Source organism: Akkermansiaceae bacterium (assembly GCA_024233115.1).
Classification (GTDB): domain Bacteria; phylum Verrucomicrobiota; class Verrucomicrobiia; order Verrucomicrobiales; family Akkermansiaceae; genus Oceaniferula.
Map to the genome: position 1 here is coordinate 1 of JACKQB010000007.1, position 22,806 is coordinate 22,806.

The following is a 22,806-nucleotide window of genomic DNA, read 5'->3' on the forward strand; positions in this document are numbered from 1 at the left end:
AGGTGTCTTGAAGGATAAAAAGCGTGAAAGCCTTATGGGGGCAGCGGTAAGAGAACACGGAGAGGCGGAGGCTGTCAAACTGCTTGATGAAGGAATGGAGAAGCTCGGTCTAGAGCCAAAGCAACTTGAAGGCATGTTGAAACTCTCGCCTGAAAAACAGGCGTTGGCCGCTTGGCTTGCTTCGCAAACGCTGGTGGGAACCGAGTGGATCGCAGGAATGCTCCATATGGGTCATAGGAGTAATGTCAGCGCGGCCAAAAAGTGGGTGCGCGAGACGAAGGAAGGGCGCAAGTGGTTGCTCAAGCTGGGATAGGCTGGCAAAAGCCAACCTGCAAATGTCAGCCGCTGTCGCGGGAGGCTGATCAACTGCCGCCAACGGCCTGATCACGAGTCGTGCGTAAGCGCTCAGCGCAGCCCCCTTTGAAAGGTCTTCACCGTAGCAAAACCATGTCGTTTATGCGCAGGCATGGCACCTACGACAGAATCTTGCAACGTGGACGGGGAACCCATCAAGACCGACAGCATGGGGCGGATCAGGGTGAGTCCCGGTCATCGTGAAAACCACTCGATACATTTCAGTTCAGTGGCACGAGCGGAAAAGCCTTTGCCGGGAAACATGGCATCAAGCAACCGACCTTAAAAACGCTTGTCCTGAAGCTGGAAAACACACAGCAAAACCAGCCACGACTACCTCTTCAGGCTCAGGGCAAGCAGCTGTTCCTCAAGATCACCCGCGGAACGGTGAAAGCGGATGCTGCTGGTATCGACCATGGTTAGACGCCCTGAGTCATCGACAATAAAATCACTCGCCAGCACACCCCGACAGGATACCCCCAGCGCTTTCAAGTGGCCGGCCAGGATGTTTAACTGCCTGCTACCGTCACCTGCGGAATCGAGTGCTTGGCCTGCTACTTTTTCCAATAACAGGTAACCTCCGGCATAGGCACCATACTTTTTCCAAACCAGGCAGGCAACCGGGAGCGCCGCCGCCAGACCGACCATCCTGAGGGTGTGGCCTGCACTCCAGATATCCAATACCCGGGGAGTAGCAAGGTAATGCCTTGCCCGATAAGGCCATGATGGACATGGGTAGTGTCTCAGGATGTAACTCTTGCCACCGTGATTGACATCGACCTCGGAGTAATGCTCCCCATCATCCTTTCTCTCGCTTTTCCTGACGCTTCCCTGAAAAAATTGCCCGGGGGCATCAAGAAGCCTGCTCTTAAGCGTGGCATCGATTGCCCGGAGCGCGTGCCAGCTTTTCCCTGTGAAATCGATCTGTTCCAGCTTGCTGGAGGACCTCCTGGTCTTCCGCAGATAGCTCGACAAGCGTTTTTGAATCGCCTGGGGGACAGCCGAATCCATCGCCTGTGAAAAAGCGGCCCGATCCATTTCATCGGGACAGAGGTCGAGATAGACAGGGAAAACCTGATCAAATACCGCCCTCTGCGCCAGTGATATATTGGCGGTGAGCATGGCCATGTTTTTCACCCGGTCGCCCAGGCCGAGCACCTCCTGTTTAAGCACGCAGGACCCTGCGTCCAACATATATATCCTGCCATCACTCCAGAGGTAATTCCCCAGATGGTCATCACTCTGGTAACATCCACACCGGTGCTGGTGGCCATGCATTTCCAGTAATTGCCTGAACCCGGTGGCCAGCATTGCCTCATCGGCGTCTGCCAGAACCTCGCTCAGCGTCTGTCCGCCGGGTATGAACGTGAAGGCTACAGCCAGGGTTCCCTCACCACCCTTGGCCCGGAACAATGGTGCAGGAGTCGACAGGCCGGCCTGGTGAAGCCCCATGGAATGGAACCATTCCCGGCTGGCATCCCGTTCCTGCTTGGGGTGCCGGTCAAATACCTTCAACAGGACATCACGCCCTTGGCATGAAGCCCTCCACACGGTTCGGCGCCCCGGCAAGTGGCGCAGACACAGGGTGGTCACCAGCTCAAGCTGGTCACCTTGGGCAAAATCAGCAGCGACTGCATCAGTAACGACGAGACTGAATGTTTTGTTGTGCTGCTCCATATACAAAAAACAAAGCGGCTGGCAGAGAAGGTTAACCCCTCTCCACACAGCCGTCTTTTTCGAGATTGCTTGTCGACTAGAAACGAACGTTAAGTTGCACGCGTGCTTCAGTGCTTGGGCCGTCATCCAGAAGGCCAAAGCTTACTCCGGCATTAAGATCAACATGTGATCCAAACGGGATGATGACCTGGGGAACAACCTGGAGGCTGTTGTAATCACTTACATCACCTTGATAAACAAGCTCAACAGCCGGGTAGATCCAGGCGTTGTTGGGATTGTAGATAAGCGCGGCAGATGCATCCACCAGGAAGAACTTGTCGGAATCACTGTTAGGATGGATATCATCGGAATCCCAGTAGTAACGACCACCGATGTTACCCACGAAGGTCCAGCAGTTATTGAGCTGTCGGTCGGCTTTCAATCCGAACAGGGCAACGGCTCCCCTGTGGTTATAGCGGTCGATGCTGCCGTAGGTTTTTCCAGGTGTAGTAATCTTGGCTTCAAGATGCTGTAACACATACCCGATACCGAAGTAGGCGGCCAGGTTGTAGTCACCAGGCGAGGTGGCATGCTTGAATTGATAGTCGAGGATGAGGCTTGGGTAATCGAGTAATCCACCGCTGCCATCGATGTCCATGCTGCTTCCAGAAGCGATGTGACGAGCTTCGCCATCTGTACTGTATGGGTAGTAAAAACGCAGCTGCAGGCTGTCACTAAGGGGCACGATGATCTCGGCATCCAGTGTTGTGCCGTCAAAGCTGTCGGCTTCTTGCAGCTCAACATCCTTGAAGTCACGATAACCAGCACGAAGCGTGATCGCCTTGGCGGTCTGCGCGTAACGCGAGAAAAGCGGGCTAAGCTCGCGGGTGGAACACTCTGGTGCAGGGGGAGCAATCACTCCTTTGGGGGAGGCCTCTTCTCCGGCGTAACCGGGCAGAGCTAACACAACACCACTCATGATGGCGATTAATGGGTAGGATGGACGTTTCATAATTTTTCTTGTCTGTTATTTTCGGGGGCATTTGCATGTGCGCTGGCCATGGGCTTTTTACGATAAAAACCCTGACATCAGGGATGAGATTGCCACAACGGCCTTGCATGTCAACCACATAAGGGCTGATATAATGGTTGCCTGGATACGTTGCCAACAGCGGGATTTCCTTGCCAATGCCAACTGAATTGAAGACAATCCCACCTCAGTTCCATTTTAGCGGAACTCCCCCGCTGGAGCATTTCAAGCGCGTCATGAAAACACCCCCCACGCACCACGACGAAGTCCCCCAGGGATACACGGTCAGCCTCTATTTTTTCGGGCAAAACCGACTCCCCGAGCAGATCCTCCGCCAAACCCCCAAGGGAGAAGGCAAGTGGAAAGGCGTTCAGTTTGTTATCAACAAAACAGAGAGACCCTCCGATTTCCTGGTTGTCTTTGGTAGTGGCCACGACACGATCTATGACAGCGTGCCAAAGGAAAACACCCTGTTTATCGCCAGTGAGCCACCTGCCATCAAAACCTACCCGGCCGGATACCTTGCCCAGTTTGGCAGTGTTATTTGTTCGGACCCGGCCGCGATCCATCCGGACCTCAGTTTCCAACAACAAGGCTACCCCTGGTTCTGCGGTCTGAGCGATCACGCGATCAAGCTTTACGACGATTATAAAATCGACGAGGAGATCAAAAAAACAAAGCTCATCTCCGTCGTTTGCTCAACCAAGTGCAGCAAACCGGGGCACCGGAAACGTTTCGAGTTTGTCAATCGCCTCAAACAAGCCTTCGGGGATGAACTGGAAGTCTTCGGTAACGGCCATAACTTCGTCCCTGATAAAGCCGATGCCATTCGTCCCTACAAGTATCACATCGCCATCGAAAACAGTGTTGCACCCGACTATTGGTCGGAAAAACTCGCCGACCCCTACCTGGAAGGGGCCTTCCCGTTTTATTCCGGCTGCCCGAACATCGACCGCTACTTTGATGAAGACGCCTACCGGCTCATCAATATCGATGACCTCGACGGCACGATCCGCATGATCAGGGAAGCGATTGATAGCGGGCTCTACGAGCGCTCCCAACCGGCGCTTCAACGGGCCAAGCTAAAAGTGTTGGACGAATACAACCTTTTTAATCTCATCACCGACCATATCAGCCAGCGTGGCTACCCTCGAAACCCGACTCCACCCGCGTATAAAGCCTACCCCGGCAAGTGGTTCCGCAAAGGCCCGCTCTACCGACTCAAGTTTTCCCTCCGCGAATTATTCAAAGCTAAATCCTGATGAGCCAAGTATGCAGTGCACTTCGACCAACACCCCGGTATTATTGATTATCTTCAATCGACCGGATACCGCCAAACTAGTATTCCAAGCGATCGCCAAGGCGCGCCCCACAAAACTCTATATCGCAGCGGATGCTCCGAGACCGGGTGTTGAAGGTGAGGATGCCAAATGTCAGGCCGCCCGGGATATAGTCGGTATGGTCGATTGGGACTGTGAGGTTAAAACCCTCTACCGGGAAACAAACCTCGGTTGCAAGCTGGCTGTTTCTTCCGCTGTCGACTGGTTATTCGAACATGAGGAAGAAGGCATTATTCTGGAGGACGACTGTTTGCCGGCCGCAAGTTTCTTTGGCTATTGCGCCGAGCTTCTCTCTCGATACCGTGATGACCAGCGAATCATGATGATCGCGGGAACCAACATCCACGGTCAATCAGCCGATACCGGGAGCAGTTACTACTTCTCAAAAATCATGCATATCTGGGGGTGGGCTACATGGAAGCGGGCATGGATGTTGAATGACGTGTCCATGAAAACGTTCCCTGAATTTCTCTGCTCAGAACGTCACGAGCAACTGTTCACTGATCGGAACATCGGGTTATATTGGTTAAGGCTCTGGCTCTACACCTATGCGGGAAGAATCAATACCTGGGATTATGCCTGGGTCTACGCCTGCCACACCAACCATGGCCTGGCGATCGCGCCAACCCGGAATCTCATTTCAAACATTGGTTTCGGAAGCGATAGCACCCATACAAAAAACGTTCATTCAAAATCAGCCGACATACCACGGCACGAAATCAAGGAATTGGTTCACCCCCGACACATTTTCTGCAACGCGGAAGCCGACCAGTTGGAATACGAAGACCTCCGCGTCTATCCGGCCAAACCAAATCCATCACTGAAATACCGGCTGAAACGAAAAAGAAGGGCCATCAAATTCAAGCGCAAAATCGACGCACAACTCCTAGCCACTCCGATTCGTTGTGAATAAGCTCCTCTTCGTCGGCCATGCGTTTCATAAAAAAACCCGGTCGTCAGACTTCCTGGTTGAGTTGCTCGAAACGCAATACGAGGTATCGATGCGACATGTTGATCCTTATTCCGAGGACCCTTATGCATCGCTTCGGGGGTTGGAGGAAACCCACTTTGATGTGCTTGTTTGCTGGCAGATCAAGCCTCCGGTCACGTTCATCAACAACCACATCCACTACAGGCAGGGGGTCTTTTTCCCGATGTATGATGCCTGTCCCAGCGTATCAAAAATCGAACGCTGGTATCCCTATCGAAAATTTCACATCATTTGTTTTTCCCTTACTCTGCACCGGGCACTGCAGCGCGCGGGGTTCAGTTCCCACGGGATCCAGTATTTCCCGGAGCCCGCAGCCAGGTTTACCCCTGGCCGCCCCGACCAGGTTTTCTTCTGGAACCGCCGGGAGGATATTAATTGCGATACGCTGAAACAACTCTTCAAAAACACCCCGCTCAAACGGCTCCACATCCACAAGGCTCTCGATCCCAACAAAACATTCATTCCGCCCGACGAGCAACTGGCGGAGGAAATCACCTATTCCGAATGGTATCCACAAAAATCCGACATGCTCAGGGACATGTCCGACTGCGCAATCTATATCGCTCCACGTAAAAAAGAGGGTATCGGTATGTCCTTCCTCGAAGCCATGGCGATGGGCAGGTGTGTGGTCGCACCTGATTACCCGACGATGAACGAGTACATCACCCATGGGAAAAACGGCCTGCTCTATTCGCTTCAAAAGCCGGAGGCGCTTCCCGAACTATCCATTTCGGAAATCCAGGAAACAACCTACCAATACATGGTCGACGGCCGACAATCCTGGGAAACAAACAAACACAACATCCTCCAGTGGTTAACCCAAGCGGTGCGCGTCGACCGGAAAAAAATGTTCCTCCGGTTAGTCTTGCGTGGTATGACCCGCCCTTTCAAAATCACAAAGACCCTGCTACGCTCCCGCTAAGCCAAGCCCCCCAGCCCCTCGCCACCCAGATCATTCCCCATCATGCCAGCTTCCATCAACATCATCGCGCGCACGAATGGAGTCGGCTTGGACCGTGACGTGGATCTCATTCACAAGGCACTCAGCTCTGCGGGTTTCAAGGTCACTGTCAGCCATTGCCGGGCTATTTCTCCACTGAACCGGCTCCTGCCTGGCAAACCACGCTTCGACGCCAACATCTTCCTCGAGCGTGTCTTCCCGCGCTGGTTCGGCACCGCCAAGACCAACTTGTTGATCCCTAACCAAGAGCGTTTTCCCCATCGACATCTCAAGCACCTCAAGCAAATCGACCACATCCTCTGCAAAAGCCGTCATGCCGAGGAGATCTTCACCCAGCTCGGGCACGCGACACGCTATATCAGCTTTACCTCCACCGACCTGCGGGATGACAGCCTGCAACCCGACTACCAATCGTTTTTCCACCTCGCCGGCCGAAGCACACTCAAGGGAACCGAGACCATTCTAAAACTATGGTGCAGTCATCCGGAGTGGCCGACCCTGACCATAGTCCAGTGTCAGGAAAACGCGCCAGAACACGTACCGGACAACGTCAGGCTGATCACCGACTACATCCCCCACGAGGAGATCAAAACACAGCTCAACAGCCACGGAATCCACCTCTGCACGTCCCTGTCGGAGGGCTGGGGCCACTACATCGTCGAAGCCATGAGCTGTGGCGCCGTTGTCGTAACCACTGACGCCCCGCCCATGAATGAACTTATTACTCCGGCGAGGGGGGTGGCGGTGCCCTATCATCAATCGGAGCCGCGCCACCTGGGCACTAATTTTCTGATCGACCCCCGGAAGCTTGAAACAATCATCCAGGAGCTGTTATTGATGCCGGCGGAACAGAAAAAAGCACTTGGGGCGCACGCCCGCACATGGTTTGAGCAAAACGACCGGGATTTCTCGACCAAGTTCCCCCAGGTGGTCGCCGAACTAACAAGTTGATAGAAACAACGCACCACCATGTCTGCAAACCTACAAGATACCGAGCTTATCCTCGGCAATTCCAATCCACGGTTTTCCGGGGTGACCTCGACGATGTTACAGGTACTCCGCTACCAGAAGGATTTGATCAAGGTGGCTGTGTTAGGATCGCACCACTTACCCGAGGGAATCCAGACGGTCACTTTCCGGCAACTGGCCAAGCTCTGCAGAAAGCCCTTGCCGGACGGGAGATACCGGGTATTTCACGCCCGGCGCAACAACGAGGTCATCCAGGCGCTTCTGCTGAAAAAGCTCTTTGGGGCAAAAATCCGCATCGCCTTCACCTCCACCGCGCAACGGCAGCATAGCTGGATTACCCGCTACCTGATTCGGCAGTCGGATGCGATTATCAGCACCTGTTCGGCAGCCGCGTCCTACATCCAGGGCGGACCCGACATCATCATCCCCCACGGTATCGACCTAAACACCTACGAACCGGCTGAAGACCGCGCGGCTCTCTGGCAAGAACTCGGTTTTCCAGGAAAATACGGCATCGGTATCTTTGGCCGGGTCCGACATCAAAAAGGCGTCGATCTCCTCGTCCACGCGGCCATTCCCCTGTTGAAAAAACACCCTGATTTCACCGTCGTGATCTGTGGTGAGACGACCTCCGACCACCAAGGCTTCCAAGACAAACTCCAGGCAGAGATTGATGCCGCCGGACTCACGGAACGTTTTCTTTTCCTCGGCAAACAACCTTTTGCTGAGCTTCCCAAACTGTTCAAGGCAATGACCATTGTCACCGCGCTCAGCAGAAACGAGGGTTTCGGCCTGACGGTTCCCGAGGCGATGGCGAGCGGGGTCGCCGTGCTGGCCTCGGAAGCTGGTGCCTGGAAGGACATCGTGCGCGTGGGAACCGATGGATACATCGTCCCCTGCGATGATCCTGAGGCCACGGAAAAGCAGCTCGACCTGATGATGTCAGACCCGGACAAACTCCTCGTGATGGGGCGCAACGGCCGTGCAAGGGTCGAGCAGCACTACACCTTGGAACGGGAAGCCAGGGACTTGTGTGATTTCCTGGCGCAGCTGGCTAACAACCCCATATCTTACAACCCAGTGGCCAGCCCTTGATCAATTCTGTCGATCGTAAAGGTCGCGATACAACCCGCTTTTCTCGTAGACCTCCGCGTGGGGGCCATCGGCCACGATACGGCCGCGGTCGAACACCAGAATCCGGTCGGCTACCTTGATGGTGCTGAACCGGTGCGCGATAATAAAGGTTGTCCGCCCCTTGACCAATTCCTCAAGAGCCGTCTGGATATGGGCTTCACTCTCACTGTCCAAGGCCGAGGTGGCCTCGTCGAGGATCAGGATGGGGGCATCCTTGAGGAATGACCGTGCAATGGCGATACGTTGCCGCTGGCCACCCGAGAGCCGCGTGCCCCGTTCACCGACAAATGTCTGGTAGCCGTCATCCAATGCGCTTTCGATGAAATCGTGGGCATGTGCCTTTTTGGCAGCTTCAATCACCTCAGCATCCGAGGCATCGGGACGGCCGATCCTGATGTTCTCCAACACCGTTTCATTGAAAAGGACTGGGGTCTGGGAAACCACGGCGATCGAGTTACGCAGATCATGTTTGAGGACTGACCGCACATCCTTGCCATCGATGCTGACGCTTCCTCTGCTGACGTCATAAAAACGTGGCAGCAGGTTCGCAAAGGTGCTTTTCCCCGCACCACTTGGACCTACCAGGGCGACGACCTGTCCTGCGGGGATACTTAAATTCAGCTCACTCAACACATGCTCTGTATCGTAACAAAACGAAACATCCGTAAACGTAACCTCCCCCTGGATGTCTTCAAATGGCACAGGGTTCTCCGGCTCAGGAAGCACGTTGGGCGCGTTCAAGACATATTCCACCCGGTCAAGCGATGCAGTGGCACGCTGTATGGTCACGTGGATTTTACCCAGTTGCTTCATCGGGTCATAACACATGTAAAGCGCCATCAGCAGCGGCACGACATCCTCCTGGAAATTCATGTGGGATCTTCCTGCATAGAGAATCGTCACGGCGATTCCACACGCCGAGATAAACTCGATGATCGGACCTAACATGGTTTTGTATTTCACCACCTTCATACGCCCTTTGAAGAGGCTCATGATTTGGTGATGGAATCGTTCCACCACTCCCTGCTGCATGTTGTATGCCCTGATCTCCATGGGTGCCTGCAGACCATCGGACACATAAGATGTTAAATCGCCTGTCTCCTTCTGCACTTGGACCGCCTTGCGGAATAGTTTTTTACCCAGCATTCTGATGGGGAACACACAGATCGGGATCGACGCCAGGCATACCAGCAAGAAGAAGGCCTCGCTCTTTTCAAGGGAAAGATAAACGAGAAACCCCACCGCTCCGAACAGCTGCATCGGCTGGCGGATAATGTCATTGGAAACATCGACAATGATCTGCCTGATCCTGTCCGTATCCCCCAGCAGCCGGCTCAGCAGGTCCCCGCTTTTGTTTTCATTGAAAAATTTCAACGGCAGCTTCTGCAGGGCCGAGTACAGATCAATCTGGATATACTCCAGAACGCGGTAGCCACAGTAGCTGACAAAGTAGATGTTGATATACTGGCTTATCCCGCGGATTAAAAAAACCGCCGGCATATAGAGCGCCACCAGGATGAGCTGCAGCAAGGGGATATCCTCATGGCTGAAGATCTCGGGCAGCACCTTTTTCATCATCAACGGCAAGCCTGCACCGGAAGCCGCGCCATAGACGGCACCAGCCAGCACAGCCATGACAAATGGACCCTTGACCTGCTTGAGGTGCTTGTAATACGGTAAAAATCGTTTCATACGGGTGGGCCGCAAGCATTGCCTCCCGCCCGCCCGACTGCAACCCTAGATTTCGCCCATGCCGGATTCAACTTGTCGAAACCGTTCAGCGCGATAGCCTCATATCAAACCTGATCCATTGACACACTACCACCTTATCCTTCTGAGCCTCGTTGCCCTGGGTTTCCAGTCATGCACCTTTCGTCCCGCCATCGACGATCAGGGAGTTGTCACCGTGCGCAACCCTAACAAAATGATGCGCAACCACGGCTTCAGTGAGTTTGAGAAAATCAAGCGCACGCGAGCCATCAGCCAAGACCCCCGCCACATCCAAGCCGTGGCGCGTGTGGCGAACCGACTGAAAAAGGTCATTGAAATGCCAGACGCCGAGTGGGAGTTCGTCATTTTCAAGGACAACTCACCCAATGCCTTCGCTTTACCCGGGGGCAAGGTCGGTATCAACACGGGGCTGTTTCAGCTGATTGGCCATGGTCCGCAGGGCGATGCCCTGCTCGCTGCCGTACTTGGCCATGAAATCTCGCATGCCACAGCGAACCATGCCCAGCAACGGATGTACCGGGGTGTTGCCCTGGGCGTGTTGGCATCGATTCTCTGGTGCTCGCTGGAGCATAATGACGTTGATCACCCGCAATATACCGTCGCGGCATTCGCGACCGCCTACTATCTTGTCGACAGCCTGCCCTTTTCCAGAAAACAGGAATACGAAAGCGATAAGATCGGTGCTGTTTACATGGCAAAAGCAGGGTATGACCCCCGTGTATCGATCGAATTGTGGCGACGGCTCCTATCCTATCATACCCGCCGCGGAGGGCAAAAACCCGAGTTCCTCCGCACCCACCCACTCGACAACGCCCGGATCCGCGCGCTGGAGGTGTTTATGCCCACCGCTCTGCGCTATTATTCCAAGCACCGGGCATCGCGCTGACCCAGCTCTGGTTTGACTCTTCGCCCATAGGCATTAGACTGCGGTGATGAAACGCTTAATATCCTTCACCTTGCCTCTTGCCATCCTGGGGGGATGTCTGGTTTTCTTTGTCAGTCATCAGAGTATTCAATCAGAAGAAAGCATGGAAGATACAAAACCCGCTGCCGCCCCCGCTGTTCCCAAAGGCCACCAGACTGCGACTTTCGCAGCCGGCTGTTATTGGTGTGTTGAAGCCGTTTATCAACGCCTCGAAGGCGTGCACTCCGCAACCTCGGGCTTCATCGGCGGCCACGTCGCCAATCCGGGTTATGAAGACGTCTGCGCAGGGACCACCGGCCACGCAGAAGCCGTGCAAGTTGTTTTCGATCCCAGGAAAATCTCTTACGACACGCTCCTGGACTGGTTCTGGCGACTGCACGATCCCACCACACTGAACCGCCAGGGCGGCGATATCGGCACCCAGTACAGGTCTGGTATCTTCTACCATAGCCCCGAACAAAAAACCGCCGCTACAGCTTCACGTAACAAGGCGCAGGAAAGCTTCAGCCGCCCCATCGTCACGGAAATCACCCAGGCTTCCACATTTTACCCGGCCAAGACATCACATCAGGATTATTACCGGACCGTCGGCAATAAAAACCCCTACTGCCGTATGGTCATCGCGCCTAAGCTGAAAAAGTTGAAGCTGGATAAGGTCGGGGAGAAGCAGGATAAATAAATCCGCCGCTGGACATCCTGCCCCAAGCCCGTTAATACACACCCATGAACTTGCCCCGCATTTTCCCTGGCCTGATCACCGCTACCCTTGGCCTCCTCGTCGCACTCTGCCAAGTCGCTTCAGCTGATATCAAGTCAGCCACGGTGAACGTCAATAAGCTGATCACTGAATACCACGTTGCCAAAAAGGAAATCTCAGCCCTCCAAGGCGAGCGGGACGAATATGTCAAAGAGCGTGAAGAACGCCAAAAAGCTCTCAAGGGCGTTGAGGACAAGCTTAAGGCCTTGTTCGCCAAGCTCCGAGACAAAGCGATGCCCAAGGCCGAAAGAGATAATCTCGACGAGGAGAAAGAGGATCTGGTCAGCCAATACAACGCCCTCACCAAAGACCTGAAGGAGTCCGACCTTGGTCAGATCAATCAAACCAAAGAAAAGCTCGCGGCGGCTACACGCCGGCTACTCGACGAAATCCAAATCGTCATTCACCAGTATGCCAAGGACAATGGCTACCACTGGATCATAGATACCTCCGGTGTCAGCAATACCCAGATTTCCCCCCTCGTCTATGCCAAGGATGCCAAGGATGTCACTGAGGAAATCCTCGCCATCCTCAACAAGGACGCGCCGAAGGATGAGGAAAACTCCAAGCCAAAAACCCCGGAAACCAATCCGGAACAGCCCACCGACAGCTGACACCTGAGTAGGCGGATGATTGCTGAAGTGAAGAGCCGGCACAGAGGCGGAAGCCTACCTCAAAAATCAACATTCATCACTCGTCAATCAATTCTGCTACCGTCCACTTTCCACCCGGCCACTCCGGCATTGCCCAGCAGCAGCTCACACCACTGCATTTTCTCACCTTCAAAGACGAACTTGCCGAGAAATTTTTTCCCTTCCAACATGTGGGGAAGCCACTGGGGGTCATCTTCCCACATCCGCTCCCACGGGATTTTCTTGATGTCGGTCCACAACGGAACCGCTTCATCTGTGGCTGTTGGAACCCCGTCGAACTCACTACTCGTGAATACATGGCAATGGATGTCGTCCATATCCGACATGGCAAACCATAATTCCCCCATCTTGACGGGGTTCCTGGGAGTAATGTGAAGCTCTTCCTGACACTCACGCACCACACACTGGGCAGGTGTTTCCCCTGGATCGATCTTCCCTCCCGGGCCGTTGACTTTGCCTTTGCCAATACCCCGGAGTTTTTCAATCAACAGGATTTCCCCATCTCGGATCACAAACATCAGCGTTGCGGGCATCTCACCTTGCCAGATACTCCAATTCACGCTGCAATCATCCATACGCTGAGTATTAAACGCTCCAGCTACTTTATCAAAGAGAAATCCTGCATCTTCTCATACTGATTACTGATTACTGATTACTTCAAACTGAATACCAACCACCATATCGCCGTCATCGGTGGCGGCCCGGCCGGACTCATGGCGGCGGAATCAGCCGCCACCCTCGGTGCCCAGGTCACGGTCTACGACGCCATGCGTTCCGTAGGCCGTAAATTTCTCGTGGCCGGAAAAAGCGGACTCAATCTAACCAATGCCGAGGCCATCGACCCCTTCCTCGCCAAATACTCCGGCCATGAACTTCCCCGTGAACTCTGGCGAGACATCATCGCCAACTTCGATAACAACGCGCTCAGAAAATGGGCGGCGGACCTGGGTGTCGACACCTTTGTCGCGAGCAGCGGCAAGGTCTTCCCCTCACCCATCGACGGCTCGATCAAGGCCGCCCCACTCCTCCGCCGATGGGTCGGGCGCTTGCGGACCCTGGGCGTCAGCTTCAAAACCAAACACCGCTGGATCGGCCTGGAAAAACCCCATCTGCTCACCTTTGATCACGGGGGGGAAATCGTGACGGTTCACGCCGATGCCACCATCCTCGCACTCGGTGGTGCGTCGTGGCCACAGACGGGTTCGGATGGCCACTGGACCCAGACCCTGGCCGGACATGGCATCGACATCACCCCACTAACAGCCGCCAACTGCGGCTGGGAAGTCGACTGGCCAGTGCCTCTACTCGAAGAAGCCGAAGGCCAACCCCTCAAAAACCTCCTCCTCCAGGCTGGTGGTGATTCCCGGCACGGAGAACTTGTCATCACACGCTATGGACTCGAGGGCGGACCCATTTACCGCCTGGGCCCGGCCATACGTCAACAAAGCAACCCGCATGTCATCATCGATTTCAAACCGGACCTATCTCACGCCGATCTCGTCGCCCGCATGGGTAGGGTGACCCGCAATTTTGTCCGTGAGGCACGCCGACGCTGGAAACTCGATGCCGCCACCTGCTCCATGCTCAAATATATGCCAGACCGCGGCCCATGGAAATCGGTAGAGCAACTCGCGCATGAAATCAAACACTGCCACATCCCCCTAACACGCCCACGGCCCATCGATGAAGCCATTTCATCCGCTGGAGGAATCCGCTGGAAGGAACTCGACGAATCGCTCATGCTCAAAAAGCTCCCCGGCGTATTTGCCGCAGGTGAAATGATCGACTGGGAAGCGCCCACCGGCGGCTACCTGCTCCAGGCCAGTTTCGCCACCGGCGCCCACGTCGGCCGCAACGCTTTAAACTCCAGGTTTTAAACTCCAACTACCCAACAAACCCCATGGCCTGGGCTGGAGGGGCAAGGCTACCGATCAACCAGTGCGCCAACGGCGCATCACCAACCTGCACTTTCGCCATGTGCCTGGAAGCGGGGTCGATTGCCTAGCTCGCACACGTAACACACTGGATACGCTATCGACAACTCACCTGTGTACGCGCCGCAGCGATTTGCGTCGCAATTTTTTTTTCACGGTTTAGGTTATGTATCCATCTAACTCACTTGCTCTATGAATCATCGAAACCCTTGTTTGCCCGCCTTTATCCTCCCGGCTCTTGTCCTGATGCTCACTCTTGCTGACAGGGGAAATTCACAAACCACGGCACCTGCCGCACCGACGGAGAAAACCGAGGTGCGTGACTTGACGAAGCCGCCCGCCCGAACCCTGACGTCGTCTATTTCCATCTATCATCCGGGCTGGGACGAACAGCGGCAGCGCGCGAACGGACCTGCGGTCTACATCCGCTTCAGTGGCCCGGCAGCCCCGCTGGACCAGGTGGGCAAGGCGGTTCCGGCTGGAGCGATCAGGATGACTCCGGAGGTGGCCGGGGAATGGCAATGGCAGCGGCAGGATCAACTGGTATTCTTCCCCACCAACGGCTGGCTGCCACCGGCCAGCTATCGCTTTGAGCCAGGTGAGGGTTTGCTGTCGGAGGATTGTAAACTGAAGGCCAAAACCGCGTTTGATCACGCTTGGACGGCGCCGCCATTGACGGCGCGGTTTCACAACCGCAATTACTACATCGATCCCGCCACGCCGACGCTGCAACAACTCGTCACCACGGTGGATTTTTCCCTGCCGGTTTCCCTGGAGGAGGTGCGCCGTCATTTTTCGGTGACGAGTGTGACCGGGATCGGGATTTTCCAGCCCGGTAGCAAGGCGCAGGTGCTTCCGGATCCGAAAACACCGATGCGCTTCTATCTACGTTCACCGTTGATGAAGCCCGGCGAAAAGGAGGATCTGGTGTTGTTCAGTTTCAAGGTGGGACTCAAGGCACTAACAGGTGGAAACCCGACCGCTAACAACCTGGAAACCAAACTCACCGCCTACAGCAAGGGCTCCGCATTTTTCATCGAATCCGCCGGCAGGATGCTACGGAGAACAGCCGATGGTGAACCGGAGCAGTCGATTTTTGTGCAACTCAGCATCCCTGCCAATACCGCCTTGGTCGCGCCTGCCGTGGAGGCATGGAAACTCCCGGAAGAGCTCAAGGACAAAAACCAGCGTGCCATTGCGTGGACCAAGGAGAACGTGACGGACGAGGTTCTGGCGCGATCACATAAGCTTTCGTTAGAGCGTATCACCCATGCGGATTCACCGCCGATGGAAACGATCATTGCCTTCCGCGTCCCGTCACAACCGGGTGGCAAGGTCTTTGTCAAGGTGCCCAAGGACACCTCCGGCCCCGGCGGCTTCGTCACGGCTGAGGATTTCCGTGATGTCACTACGCTTCCTGAAATCCCGAAAGAGGCCGCTTTGATGGGAAATGGCGGCCTCATGGCACTGAACGGAGAGCGTAAACTCAATGTCCAGTCGCGGGGCCTCGACCACCTCCGCTACACAGTGGCAAGGGTCCAGACAAATCAGATCAATCACCTGGTAAGCCAGACGCGCGGCAGCTTCGAGTCGCCGCATTTCCGTAGCGGATTTGGATTTGAAAACATCTCTAACTACCAGCAATCCGTGCAGCCGATTGTGAAGAGCGGCGACTACAGCATCAATTATTCATCCTTCGATTTTTCCCCATTGCTCCAGGCAGCCCAGCCGGGGGCGGCACCCACGCATGGCTTGTTTCACCTGACACTTGAGGGCGTGCGACCCCGAACCCCGGATGATGGTGCCGCCGAGGACGGAGCACCGGACAAGGACTGGATCGCCATCCCCTCCGGTCGTAGCTCTGGCGACTACAGCTACCGCCAGCCATCCGGCAGCAGCTATCCGCTCGGCGATCAAACGCGGGATCAACGATTCATCCTGGTCACCGATCTCGGCCTGATCATGAAGGAGTCAGCCGATGGCAGCCGCTCCGTTTACGTGCTGTCCTTCAGCACCCAAGGTCCGGTGCAGGGTGTCGAAATATCCGTCCTATCCAAAAATGGCACGGTGCTGAAAAACGTCACGACCAACGACTTTGGAATGGCCGGGATTCCATCGTTGCGCGGCTTGCAGCGGGAGCAGGAGCCGGTGGCTGTGGTGGCAAAAAAAGGCGACGACCTCGCGTTCATTCCCTGGGCGAAAAACGATCGGCACCTCGATACCTCGCGTTTCGATGTCGGCGGTGTGGCCTACAGCGAGGAATCCGTGCTGGAAGCCTCGCTTTTCACAGAGCGCGGAATTTACCGGCCCGGCGAAGCCATCAACATCGGCGGCATCGTCCGCCAGCGCGACTGGTCGGGCGACCTCACAGGACTACCTCTGGAGCTGGTGGTTTACAACGCGAAAGAGGATGTCGCCGGTCGATACTCGCTGAATCTGGAAGCGGGTGGCGTTTTTTCAAAGACCATTCCGACAGCGGAGACAGCGCCCACCGGTCCATGGAGAGTGCAACTGGTGCGCCCCAAACCAGCCGATGCCGCTGCACGAGTGGGTTCGGTTTACCTCGGTGGGGTGATCGTCAGGGTGGAGGAATTCCAGCCCGACCGGCAAAAGATCAAGGCGACATTCCAACCGGGCGCAAGCGATGGATGGCGTTCGCCCGACGGCTTGCAAGTAGCGGTGCAGCTCGACACCCTCTTTGGCATCCCAGCCGCGAAACGCCGTGTTGCTGGCAAGCTTTTTCTATCCCCGACAACACCCAGTTTCGCCAAGTGGCCGGGCTGGCAATTCGGCATACCGGATTCAAAGCGGTTCGTCACCAAACAGATTCCATTAGCCGATGCCACGACCGATGAAAACGGTCACACCACCCTACCTCTCAACCTGGAAGCGCACACCGCTCCCATGCTGCGGGCACGGGTGGAGCTTGAGGGCTTCGAGGCAGACGACGGTCGCGGCGTCCGCACCGAGCTCAGCACCCTGGTTTCCCGTCAACGTTATCTCATCGGACACAAGACACCACGGAATCTGCATTATCTCGACGGCCGCGATCCGGTATCGGTCGGGGTCGTTGCGATCGGTCCGGACAGCAAGCCGGTGGCTGTGGCTGACCTGACTCGTGTGCTGGTGCAGACCAAACACGTGTCCATTCTAACCAAACAAAAAAACGGCAACCTGGCCTATCAATCGAACTCGCGCGATGAGACCCTGGAAACCGTTACCGTATCGCTCCCGGCACAGGAAGACAAGCTGGCCCTGCCTTTGGACAACCCCGGCCGGTTCCGTTACGAATTCCGCAACGCACAGGGGCAAACGCTATGCTCGATCCCGTTTTTCGTGGCAGGCAAAGGCGATGCCGCCAAGGACCTGGAACGCAGCGGCGAGTTAGGTATCAAATTTGCCGACAAAAAATGGCTCCCCGGCGAAGAGCTGGAATTCTCCCTCACCACACCGTTTGCCGGAGCGGGCCTGATCACGATTGAACGTGACAAGGTATTGGCCCAGACGTGGTTTAAGTGTGATACCAAGTCCTCCGTCCAGAAGATTCGCCTGCCTGATCATTTCGCAGGAGGAGCCTACCTACACGTCGTGATGGCGCGCGCCCTGGACTCACCCGATGTTTTTCTCAATCCCTTGGCCAGTGGCATCATGCCCATCGCCGCCGCGCGTGGAAACCGGGAGATGGCCGTCACCCTGGAGTCGCCGGATCGCGTCCGCCCCGGTCAGCGGCTGGCTATCGGCTATACCGCCCCCCAAGAAGGCCACATGCTCATTTGGGCGGTGGACGAGGGTATCCATCTGGTCAGTAACTACCAGGCACCGGACCCCTTGCACGATCTCCTACCCAGAGCCAGGCTGGAGGTGGAAACCTATCAGTTGATGGATGTCCTGCTACCCGAGTTCTCCTTGCTTCGCAAGGCGATGGCGATCGGTGGTGATGGCGAAGAGGGGGAAAGCGCAAGCATTCCCACGCTCAAACTGGGACTCAACCCCTTCAAACGCCGCCGTGATGCGCCAGTGATTTACTGGAGTGGCTTCGTACCCTGCGGGCCGGAGCGCAAGGAGGTTATCTATCAGGTACCGGAATACTTCGCCGGCAGACTCAAGATCATGGCGGTGGCGGTGGCCCCGGACGCGGTCGGGGTCGGGCAGGCGGCAAGCATCGTGAAGGGCGATTTTGTGCTGACCTCAACCACGCCGCTGTTCGTGGTTCCGGGTGATGAATTCACCGCCTCGGTGACTGTGGCCAATCAATTGGAGGGCGCTGGCGCAACGGATCAAGTGAAAGTGCAGGTCGAATCCCAAGGGGGTGTGGAAATCATCGACCGCGCACCAGAAACACAAACCATCCCAGTAGGCAAGGAAACCACGGTGAGCTACCGCTGCCGCGCCACAGATTTGTTAGGAAATGCCGAGTTGAAGTTCACCGCATCGAGCGGTGAGAGCCGGCAGGTGTCCAGCAGCTCCTTCAGTGTGCGTCCCGGTGTGGCTCGCGCGGCGAAGGTCCAGAGCGGATGGTTCCGCAACGGCTCACACGACCTCGCCACAAACCATCCCATGTTTCACGAATTCTCCGAACGGCAGGCAATCATCTCCACCACGCCGCTTGGTCTGGCTCACGGGCTGGCGGCCTTTTTAAAAGAGTATCCCCACGGCTGCACCGAGCAGATCGTCAGTCGGGCCTATCCCTGGCTAGTGCTGAAAGACGATGCCAATTTCGGAATCGATAAGGCAGAGGCTGCGCGCTCAATCGCCGATACCATGAACCAGCTTTCGCGCCGCCAGGGTCGCAATGGTGGCTTCGGCTACTGGGGAAGCAATGAACAGGACGGCTTTGACTACCTCACCGTTTACGTCGGCCATTTTCTAACCGACTGCAAAGCCAGCGGATTCCCTGTTCCGGCCCGACTCTATCAGGCTACGCTACGACGCCTGCGCTTCATGGCCGATGCCAAGATCACCGATCCCACCAAACACAATGGTCGAACCTACTACTGGCGAACCCGCTGGGAAGCAGAGATGCGGGCATCGGCGATTTACCTTCTAACGAGAAATGAGGAAGTCACCACCAACTACGCACTCAAACTCCAGGACTACCTTGATGCCAAGGTGCCAAAGGAGATATGGCATCGCGATTCCACAGCCGCCTGGCTGGCCTCTACCTGGCGACTTCTGAAAAAAGAATCCGCAGCCGTACCACTGATCGAAGCACACCGCGCCGCACTGAAACGGCCACGACCGGACAATTGGGAATACGGTTATTACTATTACACCAGCAAGCTGGCCAATGAAGCGACGGCCTTCACGATCCTCTGCCGACACTTCCCGGAGATGGCTAAAAAACTCACCTACGGGGAGATGAGGCCGCTGACGCAGATGATCGAGGCCGCGGACTTCCACACGCTCTCCGCCGCCTGGAGTATTCAGGCGCTCAAGGCCTACTCGGACTTGGCGGCGAGCAATGGCGTCAAGGCGGGTATCGCCTCGGTGCAGGGTAAGGATGTCAAGGTGCTCGCCGAGCCAGCGACGGGGCAGTTGCAGGTCAAGGTGCCGGAGGGAATGACCCGGTTTTTCTTCGCCGAGAACTCACCCGAGGGCTTGGGCGCGTGGTATCAGACGATCGAAAAAGGCTTTGCAAAAAACCTGCCCGAGAAAGCCAGCTCAACCCATATCGAAGTGCTGCGTGAGCTGGTCAATGCCGACGGACAAGCGGTCACGCAGGGCAAGCTGGGTGAAACCCTGTTTGCGACACTCACCATTCGCAACCTGACAAAAACCGAGATGCCAAACCTCGCGATCACCGAGATGCTGCCCGGCGGTTTTGAGTTTGCGCCCCCCGGCGAGCCAGACTCACTGCGCCCCGGACTCGCGACACGTCAAGGCACCGATTACGTCGACATCCGCGAAGACCGCGCACTGATCTATCTCGGGCTGCGCGCCGAGGGATCGCTCACGCTGAAATACGCGCTACGCCCTACCTGCGCCGGAACCTTCCTGGTGCCACCGCCTTATGCCGAGGACATGTACGAAGCAAAAGTCCGGGCAAACGGCGCCGGCGGAAAAATCCTTATCCAGCCACGTCAGTAAATGACACCCGTTCAAACCAAGCTCAAGACCTACTACCGCCGCTTCCTGAAGACCGGTGCTGCTTTTCTATGCCTGTCGGTCTTACTGGCGCTCGCCTACGCGTATTTACCGAAGCCCGATCTCCTCCCCCCGGAGCTGGAATACTCGCGCACCGTGCTCGACCGCGATGGCCAGGTCATTTTTCTAACAACCACCAGCGACGGAATGCTCCGCCTGCCGACCACGCTGGACGATCTAGCCCCCGAGATGCTGGAGGCTACTTTGGAAATGGAGGACCGGCGTTTTTTCAACCACTCCGGCGTGGATGGACGGTCTTTGGTACGCGCCGGATGGGGGCTGGTCTCGGGGCAAAATCTTGGCGGTGGCTCCACGATCACCATGCAGCTGAGTCGACTGCGCTGGGGGCTTAAAACACGATCGCTCTGGGGTAAATGCGAGCAGATTTTCCGTGCGATCCAGTTAGAGCGCCATTACTCGAAGCAGCAGATTGCCGCAGCCTATTTCACCATCGCACCCTACGGCGGAAATGTGGAGGGTGTCCGCGCCGCAAGTTTTCGCTGGTGCGGAAAGGACGCATCGGAATTGACCCTGCGAGAAGCCGCCAGCCTCAGCGTCATTCCGCAGAGCCCCACCGCCCGCCGACCACGCAGCGGTGGCAACCACCTGTTAGCTGTCGCCCAGGCCCGACTCATGACCCGCCTGCGCGCCAACCACGGCGAACCAGCCAACGAGCTGGATATCGAGTTCAATCTGGTGCCGACGGCCATCCCCCGCGAGGTACCCCATCTGGCGCGTCGTCGATTACGGGAAAACAGCGACAGCCTAACGGTCGCTACATCGGTCGATCTAACACAGCAGCATGTCATCGAACAGTCGATCCGTGATTTCCTGAGCCGCTGGCACGCTAAAGGGCTGCGCAACGCATCCGCTGTCTTGCTGCACGCACCCACCGGAGAGATCCGGGCGAGTGTCGGGTCAGCCGATTTCCATCATGTCGCTATCTCCGGCCAGGTCGATGGCACCCGTGCCTGGCGCTCACCCGGGTCCACGCTCAAGCCGTTTATCTATGCGCTCGCGTTGGACGCTGGACTCATCCAGCCACAGACATTGTTAGATGATGCACCGATACGATTCGCCGGCTACAATCCAGAGAACAGCGACCACCTGTTTCTCGGCCCCATCGCGGCTTGCGAGGCACTGCGCCGCAGTCGCAACATCCCGGCCATCGAGTTGGCGAATCGTTTACCCGGCGGCGGATTGGAGGGTTTTCTAAGGTCGTCCGGTGTGGACCTGCCACAACGCAGCCACGGCCTGGCCCTGGCGATCGGAGCCACCGAGATGCGGCTGGAGGACCTGGCAATGCTCTACGCGCAACTAGCCCATCCCGAGCCGGGCAAACTATCTCCGGAAGCGTGCTGGCTCACCTTGGAGGCACTAAGATGCACGGAACCCGGAGCGCCGATCGGGCTGTCATGCAAAACCGGAACGTCCAACGGCTTCCGCGATGCCTGGGCCTGTGGCGTCATGGGAGATTGGGTGCTGTGCGTTTGGGTGGGCCACTTCAATGGTCGGGGCATGCCCGGACTCTTCGCCCACGAAACGGCGGCGACGCTCCTTTGGCAAACCGCCACCCGGCTCAAACTCAACGCGGTGCCCTCGGAGGAATCCCGGCCGCCGGACGTGGTCCGGGTGCCGGTCTGCGCGGTTTCCGGTGACCTCGCCTGCAAGCTTTGTCCGAATCGCCGCGACGGCTGGTTCATCGGTGGAGTCTCCCCGATCACCTCCTGCAAAGTCCACCAGAAATCCGGTGATACCGTGGTAGAGGTCTGGCCTGCCGACCGACTCGAACAGTTTCGCAACGCGGGCTTTCCCCGGGCCAACTCCCGGCAGCTTGGCGCCGATGATATTCCGCATCACGCGACCACCATCGGACCACCGCCAAAAATAACCAGCCCCCAGTCCGCACTCACCTACTACATCCAGGCAAATGCGCCGGGACAAAACCGCCTGCTTCTCGAAGCCAATGCCGCGCCTGATATCCGCCAGATCCATTGGTTCGCCGACCGCCGCTACCTCGGAGCCAGCGCCCCTGCCGAACCGCTCGTCTGGCAGCCCATTGTGGGCGACTACGAGGTGCAAGCCATGGACGATGCAGGCCGCGTCTCCACCACCCGGATCAGCGTGCGACTGGCCGTAGGAAATCAATGAGGCAACACGCCAGTCAACATAAACATGAAATCTGCTGGAGTTCATACGGCGTAGGGTACACTGTATTCTTATCATC

General features: G+C 56.4%; 16 protein-coding genes. 12 read left to right on the forward strand and 4 right to left on the reverse strand.

Annotated features, from left to right (window positions below):
* Positions 1–313 (forward strand): hypothetical protein (locus H7A51_17655; protein MCP5538044.1); only part of this gene is annotated, 313 nt, incomplete at its 5' end.
* 374 nt (positions 314–687) lie between these two features.
* On the opposite strand, the gene H7A51_17660 is transcribed toward H7A51_17655, so the two are convergent.
* Positions 688–2,031 carry a hypothetical protein gene (locus H7A51_17660; protein MCP5538045.1) on the reverse strand — a complete coding sequence of 448 codons (1,344 nt, stop codon included), beginning with the start codon at positions 2,029–2,031 and terminating at the stop codon, positions 688–690.
* Between the two features lie 76 nt (positions 2,032–2,107).
* Positions 2,108–3,022, reverse strand: a complete 915-nt coding sequence (locus H7A51_17665) for a hypothetical protein (protein MCP5538046.1) — start codon at positions 3,020–3,022, stop codon at positions 2,108–2,110.
* Positions 3,023–3,276: 254 nt separating this feature from the next.
* On the opposite strand from H7A51_17665, the gene H7A51_17670 reads away from it, so the two are divergent.
* From H7A51_17670 to H7A51_17690, 5 genes are read left to right on the forward strand one after another with little or no spacing between them, the layout of a single operon-like run.
* On the forward strand, positions 3,277–4,302 hold the full coding sequence (locus tag H7A51_17670; GenBank protein MCP5538047.1) for a hypothetical protein: 1,026 nt from the start codon (positions 3,277–3,279) through the stop codon (positions 4,300–4,302).
* Positions 4,303–4,312: 10 nt separating this feature from the next.
* Complete coding sequence (locus tag H7A51_17675; GenBank protein ID MCP5538048.1) at positions 4,313–5,293, forward strand: hypothetical protein; 981 nt, start codon at positions 4,313–4,315, stop codon at positions 5,291–5,293.
* On the forward strand, positions 5,286–6,293 hold the full coding sequence (locus H7A51_17680) for a glycosyltransferase (GenBank protein ID MCP5538049.1): 1,008 nt from the start codon (positions 5,286–5,288) through the stop codon (positions 6,291–6,293). Before H7A51_17675 ends, H7A51_17680 begins: the two co-directional genes overlap by 8 nt.
* A gap of 42 nt (positions 6,294–6,335) precedes the next feature.
* The gene (locus tag H7A51_17685) at positions 6,336–7,283 is read left to right on the forward strand and encodes a glycosyltransferase family 4 protein (GenBank protein ID MCP5538050.1); all 948 of its coding nucleotides are present in this window, start codon (positions 6,336–6,338) and stop codon (positions 7,281–7,283) included.
* A gap of 18 nt (positions 7,284–7,301) precedes the next feature.
* Entirely contained in the window at positions 7,302–8,396 is a 1,095-nt protein-coding gene (locus H7A51_17690; GenBank protein MCP5538051.1) for a glycosyltransferase family 4 protein, read from the forward strand.
* Here H7A51_17690 and H7A51_17695 read toward each other — a convergent pair whose 3' ends face one another.
* Positions 8,397–10,127, reverse strand: coding sequence for an ABC transporter ATP-binding protein (locus H7A51_17695; GenBank protein MCP5538052.1), 1,731 nt, complete (start codon positions 10,125–10,127; stop codon positions 8,397–8,399). It lies immediately after the preceding gene.
* A gap of 118 nt (positions 10,128–10,245) precedes the next feature.
* On the opposite strand from H7A51_17695, the gene H7A51_17700 reads away from it, so the two are divergent.
* From H7A51_17700 to H7A51_17710, 3 genes are all read left to right on the forward strand, one after another.
* Positions 10,246–11,052 (forward strand): M48 family metallopeptidase, encoded by an 807-nt coding sequence (locus tag H7A51_17700; GenBank protein MCP5538053.1) that lies wholly within the window; start codon positions 10,246–10,248, stop codon positions 11,050–11,052.
* 142 nt (positions 11,053–11,194) lie between these two features.
* Entirely contained in the window at positions 11,195–11,770 is a 576-nt protein-coding gene (gene msrA, locus H7A51_17705) for a peptide-methionine (S)-S-oxide reductase MsrA (protein MCP5538054.1), read from the forward strand.
* A 44-nt stretch (positions 11,771–11,814) separates the two neighbouring features.
* Complete coding sequence (locus H7A51_17710; GenBank protein MCP5538055.1) at positions 11,815–12,462, forward strand: OmpH family outer membrane protein; 648 nt, start codon at positions 11,815–11,817, stop codon at positions 12,460–12,462.
* 83 nt (positions 12,463–12,545) lie between these two features.
* On the opposite strand, the gene H7A51_17715 is transcribed toward H7A51_17710, so the two are convergent.
* On the reverse strand, positions 12,546–13,076 hold the full coding sequence (locus tag H7A51_17715) for an 8-oxo-dGTP diphosphatase (protein ID MCP5538056.1): 531 nt from the start codon (positions 13,074–13,076) through the stop codon (positions 12,546–12,548).
* Positions 13,077–13,214: 138 nt separating this feature from the next.
* Between H7A51_17715 and H7A51_17720 the strand changes: the two genes are divergently transcribed.
* The 3 genes from H7A51_17720 (at position 13,215) to pbpC (ending at position 22,730) form a co-directional block, all read left to right on the forward strand.
* A complete protein-coding gene (locus H7A51_17720) occupies positions 13,215–14,378 on the forward strand; it encodes a TIGR03862 family flavoprotein (GenBank protein ID MCP5538057.1) in 1,164 nt (387 codons plus the stop codon).
* Positions 14,379–14,627: 249 nt separating this feature from the next.
* On the forward strand, positions 14,628–20,522 hold the full coding sequence (locus tag H7A51_17725; protein MCP5538058.1) for an alpha-2-macroglobulin family protein: 5,895 nt from the start codon (positions 14,628–14,630) through the stop codon (positions 20,520–20,522).
* On the forward strand, positions 20,523–22,730 hold the full coding sequence (pbpC, locus tag H7A51_17730; protein ID MCP5538059.1) for a penicillin-binding protein 1C: 2,208 nt from the start codon (positions 20,523–20,525) through the stop codon (positions 22,728–22,730).
* The last annotated feature ends 76 nt before the right edge of the window (positions 22,731–22,806 follow it).